This window comes from Pseudomonas sp. 14P5.3.2 (assembly GCF_057799175.1).
The window spans coordinates 26435-41059 of record NZ_JBYOKU010000047.1 but is presented as its reverse complement, the minus strand read 5'-3'; the positions used below and the strand labels follow the sequence as shown (position 1 = coordinate 41059).

General features: G+C 61.1%; 12 protein-coding genes. 2 read left to right on the top strand and 10 right to left on the bottom strand.

What is annotated here, in order from left to right; genetic code table 11:
* Positions 1-92 precede the first annotated feature (92 nt).
* The 8 genes from cmoB to AC27VU_RS26255 all read right to left on the bottom strand — a co-directional run bounded on the left by cmoB (position 93) and on the right by AC27VU_RS26255 (position 11620).
* Positions 93-1049: a tRNA 5-methoxyuridine(34)/uridine 5-oxyacetic acid(34) synthase CmoB gene (cmoB, locus tag AC27VU_RS26290; RefSeq protein ID WP_488725233.1), complete on the bottom strand. Its 957-nt coding sequence runs from the start codon at positions 1047-1049 to the stop codon at positions 93-95.
* Positions 1046-1825 (bottom strand): carboxy-S-adenosyl-L-methionine synthase CmoA, encoded by a 780-nt coding sequence (gene cmoA / locus AC27VU_RS26285; RefSeq protein ID WP_003227846.1) that lies wholly within the window; start codon positions 1823-1825, stop codon positions 1046-1048. Before cmoA ends, cmoB begins: the two co-directional genes overlap by 4 nt.
* A 210-nt stretch (positions 1826-2035) precedes the next feature.
* Complete coding sequence (locus tag AC27VU_RS26280; protein ID WP_262142209.1) at positions 2036-2671, bottom strand: lysoplasmalogenase; 636 nt, start codon at positions 2669-2671, stop codon at positions 2036-2038.
* A 2-nt stretch (positions 2672-2673) separates the two neighbouring features.
* Entirely contained in the window at positions 2674-3066 is a 393-nt protein-coding gene (locus tag AC27VU_RS26275; RefSeq protein ID WP_003227841.1) for a protease inhibitor I42 family protein, read from the bottom strand.
* A 217-nt stretch (positions 3067-3283) separates the two neighbouring features.
* The gene (lon, locus tag AC27VU_RS26270; RefSeq protein ID WP_207199005.1) at positions 3284-5701 is read right to left on the bottom strand and encodes an endopeptidase La; all 2418 of its coding nucleotides are present in this window, start codon (positions 5699-5701) and stop codon (positions 3284-3286) included.
* A 1044-nt stretch (positions 5702-6745) separates the two neighbouring features.
* Positions 6746-7111 carry a DUF6124 family protein gene (locus tag AC27VU_RS26265; RefSeq protein ID WP_400507436.1) on the bottom strand — a complete coding sequence of 122 codons (366 nt, stop codon included), beginning with the start codon at positions 7109-7111 and terminating at the stop codon, positions 6746-6748.
* 510 nt (positions 7112-7621) lie between these two features.
* Positions 7622-10033 (bottom strand): glucose/quinate/shikimate family membrane-bound PQQ-dependent dehydrogenase, encoded by a 2412-nt coding sequence (locus AC27VU_RS26260; RefSeq protein ID WP_003227834.1) that lies wholly within the window; start codon positions 10031-10033, stop codon positions 7622-7624.
* A 225-nt stretch (positions 10034-10258) separates the two neighbouring features.
* A complete protein-coding gene (locus AC27VU_RS26255; protein ID WP_400507440.1) occupies positions 10259-11620 on the bottom strand; it encodes a carbohydrate porin in 1362 nt (453 codons plus the stop codon).
* 300 nt (positions 11621-11920) lie between these two features.
* Here AC27VU_RS26255 and AC27VU_RS26250 point away from each other — a divergent pair, with 300 nt between their 5' ends.
* Entirely contained in the window at positions 11921-12151 is a 231-nt protein-coding gene (locus AC27VU_RS26250; RefSeq protein WP_003227831.1) for a VF530 family protein, read from the top strand.
* A gap of 1 nt (position 12152) precedes the next feature.
* Positions 12153-12791 (top strand): Pr6Pr family membrane protein, encoded by a 639-nt coding sequence (locus tag AC27VU_RS26245; RefSeq protein ID WP_488725232.1) that lies wholly within the window; start codon positions 12153-12155, stop codon positions 12789-12791.
* 106 nt (positions 12792-12897) lie between these two features.
* Here the strand turns inward: AC27VU_RS26245 and AC27VU_RS26240 are convergent, their stop codons facing one another.
* Both AC27VU_RS26240 and AC27VU_RS26235 read right to left on the bottom strand, forming a co-directional pair.
* Entirely contained in the window at positions 12898-13683 is a 786-nt protein-coding gene (locus AC27VU_RS26240; RefSeq protein WP_262142214.1) for a siderophore-interacting protein, read from the bottom strand.
* A complete protein-coding gene (locus AC27VU_RS26235) occupies positions 13680-14261 on the bottom strand; it encodes a PadR family transcriptional regulator (RefSeq protein ID WP_103522173.1) in 582 nt (193 codons plus the stop codon). The genes AC27VU_RS26240 and AC27VU_RS26235 overlap by 4 nt, the downstream gene beginning before the upstream one ends.
* Between the last annotated feature and the right edge of the window lie 364 nt (positions 14262-14625).

The window sequence follows — 14625 nt, the reverse complement described above, 5'->3', positions numbered from 1 at the left end:
CGACAGCGCTCGAACATGCAACATTGCTTTGACTGTCAGACCGCTATCGCGAGCAGGCTCACTCCTACAAGGTTATGCGGTGTTTGAGAGGGTTACTTACGGGCGACAATCACCGCCCGCATCGGCGCCGGCAGGCCTTCGATGGTCTTGCTGTGATCTTCCGGATCAAGGAAGTCACTCAACGACTGATACTTCATCCATTCGGTGCCTCGTTGTTCATCGACCGTCGTCATGCTGACGTCGACACAACGAATATCGGTGAAGCCTGCTCGGCGCAGCCACAATTCCAGCGCCGGTACCGATGGCAGGAACCACACGTTGCGCATCTGCGCGTAACGATCTTCCGGCACCAGCACCTGATGCTTGTCGCCTTCGACCACCAGGGTTTCCAGCACCAGTTCGCCGCCCTTGACCAGGCAATCCTTGAGCGCCAGCAAATGCTCAATCGGCGAACGACGGTGGTAGAACACGCCCATCGAGAACACCGTGTCGAAGCCTTCCAGGTTCGGCGGCATGTCTTCGAACGGGAACGGCAAGTGCCACGCGTTCGGCTCGGACAGATAACGCTGCACGGCCTGGAACTGGCAGAAGAACAGCCAGTTCGGATCGACGCCGATCACGCTGTCGGCACCGGCGCCGAGCATGCGCCACATGTAGTAACCGTTGCCGCAACCGACATCGAGGATGCGTTTGCCCTTCAGATCCAGATGCGGAGCGACCCGCGACCACTTCCAGTCCGAGCGCCATTCGGTGTCGACGTGTACGCCGAACAGGTCGAACGGCCCCTTGCGCCATGGCGACAGGCCCATCAGCGCGGTGCGCATTTGTGCACGGGTTTCATCGTCGCAATCGGTGTCGAGTTTCAGGCCGTTGAGCAGATCGACTTCGCTCGGCTGGATCTTCGGCAACGCGTCCAGCGCACTCTGCCAGCGCTCCAGATCGCCGTGGCCCTTCTCCATTTTCTTGTCGAGTTGCCCTTGCAGGGTGTTGGCCCAGTCGGCCAGCGGCGTGCCGGCCAGACGGCGGGCGAGGGGGGACAGATCAATCATGGCAAGGCAATCAACGAGGCAAAGTTAAGACACTGGAACCACGGCACGACTTTCGAGAACCCGGCGGCCAGCAGGCGTTCGCGGTGTTCTTCGAGGCTGTCGGGCTTCATGACGTTTTCGATGGCGCTGCGCTTCTGGGCAATTTCCAGTTCGCTGTAGCCGTTGGCGCGTTTGAACGCGACGTGCAGATCGGTGAGCAGCGCGTGCTCTTGCGCATCGTTGAAGCGCAGCTTCTCCGACAGAATCAGCGCGCCGCCGGGCAGCAGCGATTGACGGATACGCGAGAGCAACGCGGTGCGCTGTTCCGGGGCGATGAATTGCAGGGTGAAGTTCAGCGCCACCACCGAGGCCGGTTTGAACTCAAGCGCGAGAATGTCGCCTTCGATCACTTCGACCGGCAGCAACTCCTGGAACATCGAATCCTGACCGTTGAGGTATTCACGGCAGCGTTCGACCATCGCCGCCGAGTTATCCACCGCGATCACCCGGCAACCGTCGGTGCGCACGTGACGGCGCAGGGCCTGAGTCACCGCGCCAAGCGAGGCGCCGAGATCGTAAAGGACACTGTTTGGTTGGGCGAACTGCGCGGCGAGCACGCCGAGGTTTTCGACGATGGTCGGGTAACCCGGCACCGAGCGCTTGATCATGTCCGGGAACACCCGCACCACGTCCTCGTTGAAGGCGAAGTCAGGCACCTGGGCCATCGGCTGGGCGAAAATGCGATCGGGTTCTTTGCTCACGGCGGTTCCGGCGGTGTCGGTGGAAAAGGCCGGCATTTTAGCCAAAGTGGCGTCGGGATGCTTGGGTTGTCTGATAAACCGCCGCAAGCAAACCTGAAACACATACCTGTGGCGAGGGAGCTTGCTCCCGTTGGGTTGCGAAGCGACCCCAATTCCGGGGCACGCGATACTGCAGGTATACCTCGTACTCAGGTTTTACGACTGCTGCGCAGCCGAGCGGGAGCAAGCTCCCTCGCCACAACGGTTTCATCGTTTGGTGGGGGAAAACGCCGAAGCGGCAATCCCCCACTGGCCCAGCCAGTAGCTGAGGATGATCACGTATGGGGCCGCGTGGAATGGCGATACGAAGCGATCAATGCCGATCACGCTGTCGGAGAACACGAACGCCACCGCACCCGCTGCCGCCAGCAGCGCCGAACGCTTGGGCACGTCGGTGCCGAGGCGGGCGAGGGCGCGCCAGAGCATGGCGCTGATCGCGGTGCCGTAGACGACCACCGGCACCAGCAATGGCCCAAGACCACTGGAGATCAGCAGCCCCAGCAGCACCGCGCCCACGCCGAGCGCGAGCACCAGCGGCAAGAGCGCCAGACGCTTGCAATCGCTGAGGTAAGCCTTGAGATAGGCCAAGTGCGCAACCAGAAACGCACCCAGGCCAAACACGAACAAATCCCCCGGCCACGCCAGCAACACGTCACCGAGTAACGAGAAAATCAGCCCCAGACTGATCCAGCGCCGATAGTCGCTGGGTGGTGCATCGTGCAGCCAGCCGAGCAGCGCCAGCACCGGCAACGGTTTGACCAACAGGCACAACAGCGCCGCATGGGTGCTCACGCCGTAGAGAAACGTCACCGCGCCCATCAGCGCCAGAATCAGCCAGCCCACGGTCAGTTCACCGAGATGGCGCAGTCGAAGGTTTCCACTGGTGTTACTTCGGGCTCCCAAGGTTGCTGCGAGGTCAGGCGCAGGCGGCCGGTGCCGGTGGCAAAGGCCTGGAAGCGCCAGGTGGAAAAACCGCCCGCGCCGACCATGCCGGAATCTTTCGGGCTGCTGTAAACCTCGGGGCTGAGGGCATGGAGCACACCGCCCGCCGAATCCTGAATCGCCCAGCGATAACCCGTGGTCGGATTGCTTGGCAGCATCACGATCAGGTTTTGTCCGTTGGTCAGCCGCACGGGGCATTCGCTCTGTTTTTCCACGGTCACGTTGTGTTTCGGCTGCGTGGCGCAGGCGGCCAGCAGGGAAAGGGCGAGGGGGACGAACAGGCGAGTGGGGGACATAGGCTCAGTGGCTCCGGTGTTGGCGACGAACGGCGAGCATAACTGAAGATGAGACAAAGTGTGACCGTCAGGCAGTCAGTGGTGTCGCTACAGACGCCTTCGCGAGCAAGCCCGCTCCCACAGGGTTTTGTGATGAACACAGGATTTGTGATCACCACACAACCAATGTGGGAGCGGGCTTGCTCGCGAAGGCGGTGTGTCAGGCTCTGGATAACTGTCAGAACAACACTTTCGCCACATCCGCAAAGCGCTTGGCGAAGTGCACGGTAATGCCTTCCTTCAAATAATCCGGCAGCTCTTCGAAGTTACCGCGGTTCGGTTCGGGCAGGATCAGCTCGAAAATCTTCTGCCGCCGCGCCGCGATGACTTTCTCGCGCACCCCGCCAATCGGCAGCACATGCCCGGTCAGGGTCAGTTCGCCGGTCATCGCCACGCCTTTTTTCGGCGCCTGGTTGCGTGCGAGCGAAAGCAGGGCACTGGCCATGGTCACGCCGGCGCTTGGGCCGTCCTTCGGTGTCGCGCCTTCCGGCACATGCAGGTGGACGAAGGCTTCATCGAAGAACTTCGGATCGCCGCCGAACGATTTCAGGTGCGAGCTGACGTAGCTGTAGGCGATCTCCGCCGACTCTTTCATCACATCACCCAGTTGCCCGGTGAGTTTGAAGCCACGATTGAGCGTGTGAATTCGCGTCGCTTCGATCGGCAGGGTCGCGCCGCCCATGCTGGTCCAGGCCAGGCCGGTGATCACACCCGTGCCGGACAGCACTTGTTCGTTGCGGAACACCGGATGGCCCAGCGAGGCTTCGAGGTCTTTCGGGCCGAGCTTGATCACCGCTTTCGGGTCGTCGATCAGCTTCATCACCGCTTTGCGCACCAGTTTGCCCATCTGTTTTTCCAGTTGGCGCACCCCGGCTTCACGGGCGTAACCGTCGATCAAGGCCTTGAGCGCGCTGTCGCTGATGCTCAGGCTGCCTTTGGACACGCCGGCCTTTTCCAGCAGCTTCGGCCACAGGTGGCGCTTGGCGATGGCGACTTTTTCTTCGGTGATGTAGCCCGACAGGCGAATCACTTCCATCCGGTCCAGCAACGGGCCGGGAATCGAATCCAGGGTGTTGGCGGTGCACACGAACAGGACTTTCGACAGGTCCATGCGCAAGTCGAGGTAGTGATCGAGGAATTCGACGTTCTGTTCCGGATCGAGAGTTTCCAGCAGCGCCGAGGCCGGGTCGCCCTGGTAGCTCTGGCCCATCTTGTCGATCTCGTCGAGCATGATCACCGGGTTCATCACTTCGACGTCTTTCAACGCCTGCACCAGTTTGCCCGGCTGCGCGCCGATGTAGGTGCGGCGGTGGCCCTTGATCTCGGCTTCGTCACGCATGCCGCCGAGGCTGAAGCGGTAGAACGGTCGGCCGAGGGATTCGGCGATGGACTTGCCGACGCTGGTTTTACCCACGCCCGGCGGGCCGACCAGCAGCACGATCGAGCCGCTGATCTCGCCTTTGTAGGCACCGACGGCGAGGAATTCGAGGATGCGATCCTTGATGTCGTCGAGGCCGGCGTGGTGTTTGTCGAGCACCTTGCGCGCGTGCTTGAGGTCGAGTTTGTCCTCGCCGTACACGCCCCACGGCACCGAGGTCGCCCAGTCGAGGTAGTTGCGGGTGACCGCGTACTCCGGCGATCCGGTTTCGAGGATCGACAGCTTGTTCATTTCCTCTTCGAGGCGTTTCTGTACCTGCGCCGGCAGGACTTTGCCTTCCAGGCGTTGCTCGAATTGTTCAAGGTCGGCGCTGCGGTCGTCCTTGGTCAGGCCGAGTTCCTGCTGGATGACCTTGAGTTGTTCCTTGAGGAAGAACTCGCGCTGATGCTCGCCAATCTTGCGATTGACCTCGGCGGAGATCTCTTTCTGCAGGCGCGCGACTTCAACTTCCTTGCGCAGCATCGGCAGGACTTTTTCCATGCGCTTGAGCATCGGCACGCAGTCGAGCACTTCTTGCAGCTCGGAACCGGTGGCGGAGGTCAGGGCGGCGGCGAAGTCGGTCAGCGGCGACGGATCGTTGGGGCTGAAGCGGTTGAGGTAGTTCTTCAGCTCTTCGCTGTACAACGGGTTCAGCGGCAGCAGTTCCTTGATCGCGTTGATCAGCGCCATGCCGTAGGCCTTGACCTCATCGGTCGGCTCGGTCGGCTGGTGCGGGTATTCGACTTCCACCAGGTACGGTGGACGATGGTGCTTGAGCCAGGTCTTGATGCGTACGCGGCTCAGGCCCTGGGCGACGAACTGCAGTTTGCCGTTTTCACGGCTGGCGTGGTGCACCTTCACCAACGTGCCGTATTGCGGCAGGGCTTTGGTGTTGAAGTGGCGCGGGTCTTCCTGGGGCGTGTCCATGAAGAACAGGGCCAGGGAGTGGTGTTCGGATTTGCTCACCAGATCGAGCGTTTCGGCCCAGGGTTCTTCGTTGACGATGACTGGCAGCACTTGGGCCGGGAAGAACGGGCGATTGTGGATCGGGATGACGTAGACCTTGTCCGGCAGGTTCTGGCCGGGCAGGGCGAGGCCTTTGCCGGTGGAGTGGTGTTCGATGTGGTCAGCTTCGGTGTAGTCGTCGGGGTTGTCCGGGAATTCTTGCTGGTCGCTCATTGGGGCACCTGCGCAATGGGGTATGGGTCTTAGATGGGGCAGGCTTTGGGTGGTTTCAATGGGGGTGGGTGTTTCTGCTTGTTTGTTCAGGGTTTTGACAGGGGGCTCGCTTTGGACTTGGCGGCCTTTGGGCCGACCAGGTTCTTGGTTTTTTGTGTACATATCCGTTTTTTTGGTAACGGCTACTTAGGGTTTCGCCCTGACGGCGACTCACTTTTTTACAAGCGCCTAAAAAAGTAAGCAAAAAACGCTTGCTCCTGCGTTCGGCCCGCTCGCTGGGGCTCGGGGTTCCTTCGTTCCGGGATTGATCCGGGCGCAGCGCCTCCGGTTTGCTTCGCTGCACCTCCTCTCGCTGTGTTTGGCTGCGCCAAACGGTCGCTGCGCTCCCACCCCCGGATCAATCCCTCCACTCAGCCTTCCGACGTCGCCCGTGGATCAAGATCAAAAGCGGTACTCGAGCTTGCGCTCATTGTGTTGAGTGGGGCGGCTGCGCCGCATGGGGCGTACACAAATCAAAACTGTGGGAGCTGGCTTGCCAGCGATGGCGGCTGACAGCCGACCGATCTCCAACTGACCACACCCATTCCAACTGTAGGAGTGAGCCTGCTCGCGATGGCGGCCTGACAGCCGACCGATCTCCAACTGACCACACCGATTCCAACTGTAGGAGTGAGCCTGCTCGCGATGGCGGCCTAAGAGCCGACCGATCTCCAACTGACCACACCCATTCCAACTGTAGGAGTGAGCCTGCTCGCGATGGCGGCCTGCGAGCCGACCGATCTCCAACTGACCACACCCATTCCAACTGTAGGAGTGAGCCTGCTCGCGATGGCTGCCTACGAGCCGACCAATCTCCAACTGACCACACCCATTCCAACTGTAGGAGTGAGCCTGCTCGCGATGGCGGCCTGCGAGCCGACCAGTCTCCACCTGACTCACCCAATTCTACTGTGGGAGCGGGCTTGCTCGCGAAAGCGGTGTGTCAGTCACCGCAAGTGTTGGGTGTGCTGACGCTTTCGCGAGCAAGCCCGCTCCTGCTATGGCTCAGATGTGCGCCGCAGATTGGGTGATTTCCACATTATCCAGCACCCGATTCACCGCCAGTTCAGCCAGCATGATGATCTGCTGGATCGCCAGAATCGTCTGCCGCTGCGGGCTGTCCACATAGGCTGCGATGTCGCTGGTCATGATGCTCGCCGAGGCCAGTGATTCGCAGGCGTGGGCCAGCAGGCTTTCGTTGTCCATGTCCGGGGCGACCTGGAACATGCTGCTGGGTTTGTGGAATCTCACAGCGGCGGCGGAGGGTTTCAGGTAGTGATCCAGCGCACGTTCGGCGGCGTCGTGGAGTTTTCTGGAATCGAGGGATTCGTAGGGGGAGGTTTCGGGGGGATTCGGTGTGGGTTTGATCATGATGAGTTCTCAGTTGGTGAAGTGGAGCTACCTTCGATTGCCGCGACGCAATCTGAGGTGGCAGCTGTACGCGGGTTCGCGGACCGATAACTGAGAAATCGGCATACCTCCCTAGAAAGGTATCCCGCGCACAGCCGCCATGAAACAACCAACAGGCACCGGCAGGTGCTGTCAGGTCGGCGATTATGCATCAGTTATCAGGCCGCGACGCCCGTTCGCTGAATTTCCAGCGATCTTCAAAGCCTATCCAGCCGACTTCCGAAGCACAACCGACGCGACTTGTCAGAAAACTCCCGCATGTAACGCGCTTCTGTAGGACGGACACCGTCCATTGTGGGAGCGGGCTTGCTCGCGAAAGCGGTGTGTCAGTGGCAAATTAATTGGCTGACACACCGCCTTCGCGAGCAAGCCCGCTCCCACAGGTTTTTCAGTGAGTTCAGAAAAGCTGTGTGCAACAAAAAAGGCGATGTCCCTCACGGAACATCGCCTTTCTATTACCGCCGCTAAAACTTATTCCGGCAGTTTGTACGCAATCACGTAGTCACCCATCTTGGTGCCCAGCGAACCGTGACCACCCACCACCAGCAGGACGTATTGCTTGCCGTCCTTGCCGGTATAGGTCATCGGGGTCGCTTGGCCGCCGGCAGGCAGACGCGATTTCCACAGCTCTTTACCAGTGTTCACGTCGTAGGCGCGCAGGTACTGGTCGAGGGTGCCGCTGAGGAAGCCGACGCCGCCCGCAGTCACCATCGAGCCGCCCATGCTTGGCACGCCAAGGGTGAAGCCGATCGGGATTGGCGAGCTGTCGCGGCTGGTGCCGTTCTTGCGTTTCCACACGACTTTGCCGGTGGTCAGGTCGATACCGGCGACGTAGCCCCAGGCCGGGGCCTGGCACGGTACGCCGAAGGGCGACATGAACGGGTGCATGGTCACCGCGTATGGCGCGCCAGTGTTTGGCTGGATACCGGCGGTTTCGCTTTCGCGTTTGCTGTCGGCGGCCACTTCGGCGCGCGGGATCATCTTCGAGACGAAGGCCATGTAGTTCGGGCTGGTGAACAGCATCTGGCGAACCGGGTCGACCGAGACGCCGCCCCAGTTGAACACGCCGACGTTACCCGGGTAGATCAGGCTGCCTTGCTCCGACGGAGGCGTGTATTGGCCTTCGTAGCGCAGTTCCTTGAACTGGATGCGGCACAGCATCTGGTCGAACGGGCTCGCGCCCCACATGGCTTTTTCGGTCAGTTCCGGGGCCAGCAGGTTGAGGTCCGAACGGGCCTGGGTCGGTGCGGTGTGGTCGCCTTTCACGGCGCCTTGCGGAACCGGGATTTCGCGGATCGGGATGATTGGCGTGCCGTCACGACGGTCGAGGACGTACAGGCTGCCCTGTTTGGTCGGGGCGATCAGCGCCGGTTTCACGCCGTCGGCGGTTTTCATGTCGAGCAGGGTTGGCTGGCTGCCAACGTCCATGTCCCACAGGTCGTGGTGGGTGAACTGGTAGTTCCAGCGCACTTTACCGGTGGCCAGGTCCAGCGCGACGATGCCGGCGCTGAATTTCTCGGCGCCAGGGGTGCGGTCGGCGCCCCACTGGTCCGGAGTCTGGTTGCCCAGTGGCAGATAAACCATGCCGAGTTTTTCATCGACGCTGGCCAGCGACCACATGTTCGCCGAGTTACGGCTGTAGATTTCGCCCGGCGCCAAAGGCTCGGTGGCGTCTGGCTTGTCGCTGTCCCAGTTCCACACGAGGTGGCCGTCGTGCACGTCGAAGGCGCGGATCACGCCCGATGGCTCGTTGGTCGATTCGTTGTCGGTGACGTGACCGCCCATGATCACCAGATCACGGGTAATCGCCGCTGGCGAGGTGGAGTAGTAGCCACCGGCGGTGAACGGGCCGATGCCCTGGGTCAGGTCGACCACGCCGTTTTTGCCGAAGCCTTCGCAAATCTTGCCGGTGTCGGCGTTCAGTGCGATCAGGCGTGCATCGGCGGTTGGCAGGTACAGACGACGCGGGCAGGCCTGGGCAACGGCTTTGCCGGCTTCGGAGATAACGGCGGAAGCGGCGTTATCAGCTTTCGCGTAGGCGGCTTCGTCGTAGTACGACACGCCACGGCAGGTCATGTGGGCGAAGCCCTTGAAGCCCACCGGGCTCTTGATCTGCGGGTCGAAGCGCCAGATTTCCTTGCCGGTGTCCGGGTCCAGTGCCAGCACTTTGCTGTGCGCGGTGCAGGCATAGATCATGCCGTTGACTTTGAGCGGGGTGTTTTCGTTGGTCAGCTCGACCGGGTCATCAGACGTCGGCAGGTCGCCGGTCTGGATGCGCCAGGCCTCTTTCAGCTTGCCGACGTTGGCCGGGGTGATCTGCTTCAGCGGCGAGTAGCGGTCACCGAATTCGGTGCGGCCATAGGCCTGCCATTCGCCATCCGGCATGGCTGGCGCGGTGCTGGTCATGTCTGCGGTGTCGCGGCCCAGTTCGCCAAAGGTTTCCCCGGGGTGGGTGAACAGGCTGGCCAGGGCAGTGACGCCGGCCAGCACCACAGCCACGCTCAGACCACCCGTGCCCATCGGCGCCGGGCCGGCAAGCAGCAGCGGACGACGGAACCACGGCAGCAACATCACGATGCCGAGGACAAACCACAGTGCCAGACGCGGCACCAGTTGCCACCAGTCCAGACCGACTTCCCACAAGGCCCAGACCGTGCTGGCGAACAACACGATGGCGTACAGGCCCAGCGCTGCGCGACGACGCAGCAGCAACAGAATGCCGCTCAGCGCAATGCCGATACCGGCCAGCAGGTAGTACAGCGAGCCGCCGAGCATGCTCAGCTTGACTCCCCCGGCCAGCATGGCCAGGCCCATCAGTAGAAGCAGAATGCCGAGCAGGCTCGGTAACAGACGGCCCCGACTCGAAGCACTTTCAGTGCTCATAGTGTGATTCTCCGTGACGTTTATTTAGTCCCGCGCTTTAGTCACTCTAGATGACGATTGGGCACAGGTATGGTTCAGATAAAACTTGTGTAGCTAACAAATTTCATAAATCCCCTGTGGGAGCGGGCTTGCTCGCGAAAGCGGTGTGTCAGAAGGCTGATGCATCGACTGACACGCCGCCTTCGCGAGCAAGCCCGCTCCCACCTTGGGGATTTGCGTAAATCTTTAGAACGAAGACTGGATCTTGATCCCCGCGATCAGTGCGTCATCGACCTCGTTCACGCCGCCCGGATGGCGGATGTATTGCAGGTTCGGGCGCACGGTCAGCCAGTTGGCGACGTGCACGCCGTAATACAGTTCGGCGCTGTATTCGGTGTCCTGCGGTGGCAGGAAGGACGGGTCGTCATAGTCGTAGACGGCGTGCGCCTGATTGCTCGCTTCGGCGTTCTTGCGGAAGGCCGGGTTGACGTGGACGCGGGCCAGGGCGAAACCGATGTCGTCCTTGGCGCGGGCATCGAACGGGCCTTTGTAGACCACGCCGGCCTGCACGTAGTTGTCGATCGCGTTGGTTTTCTTGTCGTGCATCGTCGCGTTGGCGAACACGCTCAAGCCGCGCGAGTGATCGCTGGCGATGCTGGTGATTTGCTGCTGAGCGCCGAACCACACGCCGTGCTTGCTCGACGCGCTGCGGTAGGCTTCGCCGCTCAGTGCGGCGGGCTGGCCGTTCTGGTCTTTATAGACGTCAGAGGCCTTGGCGCTGCTGTAGTAGTAACCGGCACGGTATTCGCCCGGCAGACCGTTGAGCTTCGGCGTCCACACCAGTTCCACCGGCAACACGGCGCCCTGGGTGCCGCTGCCGCTGAGCTTGAAGCCGTTGCCGCGATCAAGGTTCGACGGGTTCTGCTCGTAGGCGCCGACTTGCGCGTACAGCTCCGGGGTCAGGTGATATTTGACCCGCAGTGCCCACTGGCTGACCGGCCAGTTGTACCAGATGCCGCCGACCCAGTTGCCGACCTGCGAGCCGCAGAACGCCAGGTTCTGGAAGTCGCACGGGAAGCTGTTGAAGTCTTCGCCTTCGCCGAAGCGGCCGACCTTGATGTCGAGCTTCTGGTCGAAGAATTTCTGCTGATACCACATCTGCGTCAGGCGCGTGGTCTGGCCACGGCCCCAGACTTCCTGGGCCGAGGTGAAGCCGCCAACACGTGGATCGTTGATCCGGTCGTTGCTGATGTTGTTGCCGCTGCGCTTGGTGATGGTCAGCTGAAATTCGGCGTCGTCCCAGCCGAGGATTTTTTGCAGGTCCAGGTGCGTGCCCAGACCGAACTGATCGCTGTAGCGCGCGGTGCGATCGTGGTCGTAGCCGCCGTGCAGGTTGCTGCCCATTTCGCCGGTGTAATCGAGTTTGAAGTCGTAGCCTTTTTCCGCCAGCTCGGTACGCGTGCCGTTCCAGTCACCGAGCATCCACGGTGAGTCACTGTCGAAGGCGGGGGCCGCCTGGGCGTAGGTGGCGAAGCCGAGCGCGGTGCAGCCGCCGAGCAGGCGCAGGGTTGAGATAGCGCTGTCTCGGGAGAAGGAAAAATCAGGCATGGGTCAGTCTTTTTTTGGTGTTTTACGGGGGTAAACCGAGCGCTTCAATTTGACGCAGGCAGTGAAGCGATTCAGCTGAAGGGCGGCAGGATAATGATCTGTAACAAAAAGACAAAGGGCTTTTGCAGACATGCAGCGTTTCGGATTCGGTAACAGTGCGGCAAACGGGCGCATTGTGGCGATGGTCGCAGGCTGCGATCTTCTCGGGTTGGCCTACATTTGATGCAAGGCCTTCCACCTGACCGGCCCCTCGGCTAAGGTGCGCGGCTTGTGCATTTTCACTCCGTCCAAAGGCCTGGCATGAACGACCACACTCCCGATCCGCTGCATGGCGTAACCCTTGAACAGATCCTCAATGCGCTGGTGGCGCATTACGAGTGGTCGGGGTTGGCCGAGCGCATCGATATCCGCTGCTTCAAGAGCGACCCGAGCATCAAGTCGAGCCTGACGTTCCTGCGCAAAACCCCGTGGGCGCGGGAGAAGGTCGAGCGCCTGTACGTGAAACTGATGCGCACCAAGCGTCCGCTCTGAGATGAACGCCGTTTCGCGGCGACGCCTGATCACGCTCCTCGCCAGCCTCGGCTGGGCCGGGTTGAGCATTCAGATGTACCTGATTTTCCTTGCGCGGCTGAGTGTCGATGCCAGCCTGCTGGGCGGGCTGGTGAGTTTCTTCAGTTACTTCACGGTGTTGACCAACACGCTGGTGGCGACGGTGCTGACCTGCGCGATCACCCGGCGTGAATCCGCTGCGCAACGCTGGTTTCTGCAGCCATGGGTCAACAGTGGGGTGGCGGTGAGCATTGCCGTGGTGGGGTTGGCCTACAGCATTTTGCTGCGGCATCTATGGCACCCCGAAGGCTGGCAGTTTATTGCCGATGAATTGCTGCACGACGTGATGCCGTTGCTGTTTCTTGGCTACTGGTGGTTTTGCGTACCGAAGGGCACGTTGCGCCTGAAGCACCTGGCGCTGTGGCTGATCTATCCGCTGCTGTACTTCGTTTACGCGCTGCTGCGCGGGCATCTGCTCGGCGCGTATGCGTATCCGTTCATCGATGTGGCGTTGCTCGGTTATGCACAGGTGTTCATCAATGCTGGAGGGATATTGGTGGGATTTGTGCTGATTGGCTTGCTGGTGATCGGGGTCGACCGCTGGCAGTCAGGACGAAGTTAAAAGGTCAAAGTGGGAGCGGGCTTGCTCGCGAAGGCGTCAGGTCAGTCAACATCATGGTTGAATGATCGACCGCATTCGCGAGCAAGCCCGCTCCCACAAGGGCAAATCACTCTTCTGCCGAACCCTCAGCCCGCCAGTAACCGACGGCTTTGACGAACTGTTCATTGAGCCCATGCTCATCCAGCAGCACCCGGCGGATCTGCCGCGAGACCTTGGTCTCGGTCGCCACCCACGCATACAGATTGCCCTTGGGCACCTGCAGCTCTTTGACCGTGGTCAGCAGGTTGTCCTTGCCGCCCTCGCGCAACACCCAGATCACATTGACCTGCGCCGCACTCTCCAGCACTTGTTGCTCGGCACCGTTCTCCACTTCGATCACCACCAGCGCCTTGCGATTGGCCGCCAGACCTTCGAGGCGGCGGGCGATAGCGGGCAGGGCGGTTTCGTCGCCGATCAGCAGATAGCTGTCGAAGATGTCCGGCACGATCATCGAACCGCGTGGCCCGCCGATGTGCAGGAATTGCCCGGGTCTGGCCTGTTCAGCCCAGGTCGAGGCAGGGCCGTCGCCGTGCAGGACGAAGTCGATGTCCAGCTCGAGTTTTTCCAGGTCGTAGCGGCGCGGGGTGTAGTCGCGCATCTCGGGCAGCGGGCCGTTGTCCTTGCCGGCGCCGAGCACCATGGTTTCCAGCGCAGCGGTTTGTTCGGCGTTCTGCGGGAACAGCAGTTTGACGTGATCGTCGGTGCCCAGGCTGATGAACCCGGCCAGCTCCGGCCCGCCGAGGGTGATGCGGCGCATGCGCGGGGTCAGGTCGACCACGCGCAGCACTTCGAGTTTGCGGCGTTTGATTTCGTGCATCACGCGGTGAATGGTTTGCGTATCGACTGCAGTCATTCGGCTTTCTCCGGGGCAAATTGAACGGCAGGGCCGTCGACGATGGCTTTGGCGGTGTCGTTGAGCAGCGCGGCAACCCGTTGGATTTCTTCCGCGCTCCAGCGTCCGTGGTGCAACTGCAAGGCGTGGCGCAGGTTGTGCACCGCCTCGTGGATTTCCGGCGGCCGGTCATGGCCGCGCAGTGAACGCTTGCTGACGTCGATGCGCATGCGCACGCCATCCAGCGCTACCGCTTGCTCGCTTAAAGACAAACGACCGGCCTCGGTCACGCTGTAGCGTTTTTTGCCGGCCTCGGCGTCGCCGCTGATCAGGTCGCTTTCTTCGAGGAACGTCAGGGTCGGGTAGATCACGCCGGGGCTGGGGCTGTAGGCGCCATCGAACATGCCTTCGATCTGGCGGATCAGGTCATAGCCATGGCAGGGCTGCTCGGCGATCAGCGCCAGCAGCAGCAATTTCAGATCACCGGGGGCGAAGACCCGTGGGCCGCGCCCCCCGCGTTCACGGCCGGGGCGTTTTTCGAAGCCGTCACGGCCGTCGCCGTGTTCGCGGTGATGGTGGGGGGAATGATGGTCTCTCATTTTTGCCTTCTCTCTCGTCGTGTTTAGATACAACTTAAGATATATCTTTACGCCGGCGCAAGAGGTCCTGACCAACGGTGCAGATCTGATTCATCGAATCCGCAGGCGCAAAAACCGGAAAACGATCAAAAAAAACCGGTATTAAATCCCGCGGCAAAGGCGCAGTTTAGTGCTAACTCTCTAATGTCCGGTTTCGCCCTTTAATCTCGGGAAAGTGTGGTATCGGTCTTACGGAAGTTGCCGCAAAGTTCTGGCGCGTAGAGTCACCCGGGTGGCGCGTTGTAGCCTGTCTCTTACAGTTGAACAGGAACTTTCCTGATTTTCGCGGTTTTTTCTCTCTCATCTAATGGCGCTCAGGCTACAA

Coding starts and splice junctions, on each gene's coding strand:
- lon (WP_207199005.1), bottom strand. CDS start 5,701: ATGAGCGACCAGCAAGAATTCCCGGACAACCCCGACGACTACACCGAA.
- AC27VU_RS26275 (WP_003227841.1), bottom strand. CDS start 3,066: ATGTCCCCCACTCGCCTGTTCGTCCCCCTCGCCCTTTCCCTGCTGGCC.
- AC27VU_RS26265 (WP_400507436.1), bottom strand. CDS start 7,111: ATGATCAAACCCACACCGAATCCCCCCGAAACCTCCCCCTACGAATCC.
- cmoB (WP_488725233.1), bottom strand. CDS start 1,049: ATGATTGATCTGTCCCCCCTCGCCCGCCGTCTGGCCGGCACGCCGCTG.
- AC27VU_RS26235 (WP_103522173.1), bottom strand. CDS start 14,261: ATGAGAGACCATCATTCCCCCCACCATCACCGCGAACACGGCGACGGC.
- AC27VU_RS26245 (WP_488725232.1), top strand. CDS start 12,153: ATGAACGCCGTTTCGCGGCGACGCCTGATCACGCTCCTCGCCAGCCTC.
- AC27VU_RS26255 (WP_400507440.1), bottom strand. CDS start 11,620: ATGCCTGATTTTTCCTTCTCCCGAGACAGCGCTATCTCAACCCTGCGC.
- cmoA (WP_003227846.1), bottom strand. CDS start 1,825: ATGCCGGCCTTTTCCACCGACACCGCCGGAACCGCCGTGAGCAAAGAA.
- AC27VU_RS26240 (WP_262142214.1), bottom strand. CDS start 13,683: ATGACTGCAGTCGATACGCAAACCATTCACCGCGTGATGCACGAAATC.
- AC27VU_RS26260 (WP_003227834.1), bottom strand. CDS start 10,033: ATGAGCACTGAAAGTGCTTCGAGTCGGGGCCGTCTGTTACCGAGCCTG.
- AC27VU_RS26250 (WP_003227831.1), top strand. CDS start 11,921: ATGAACGACCACACTCCCGATCCGCTGCATGGCGTAACCCTTGAACAG.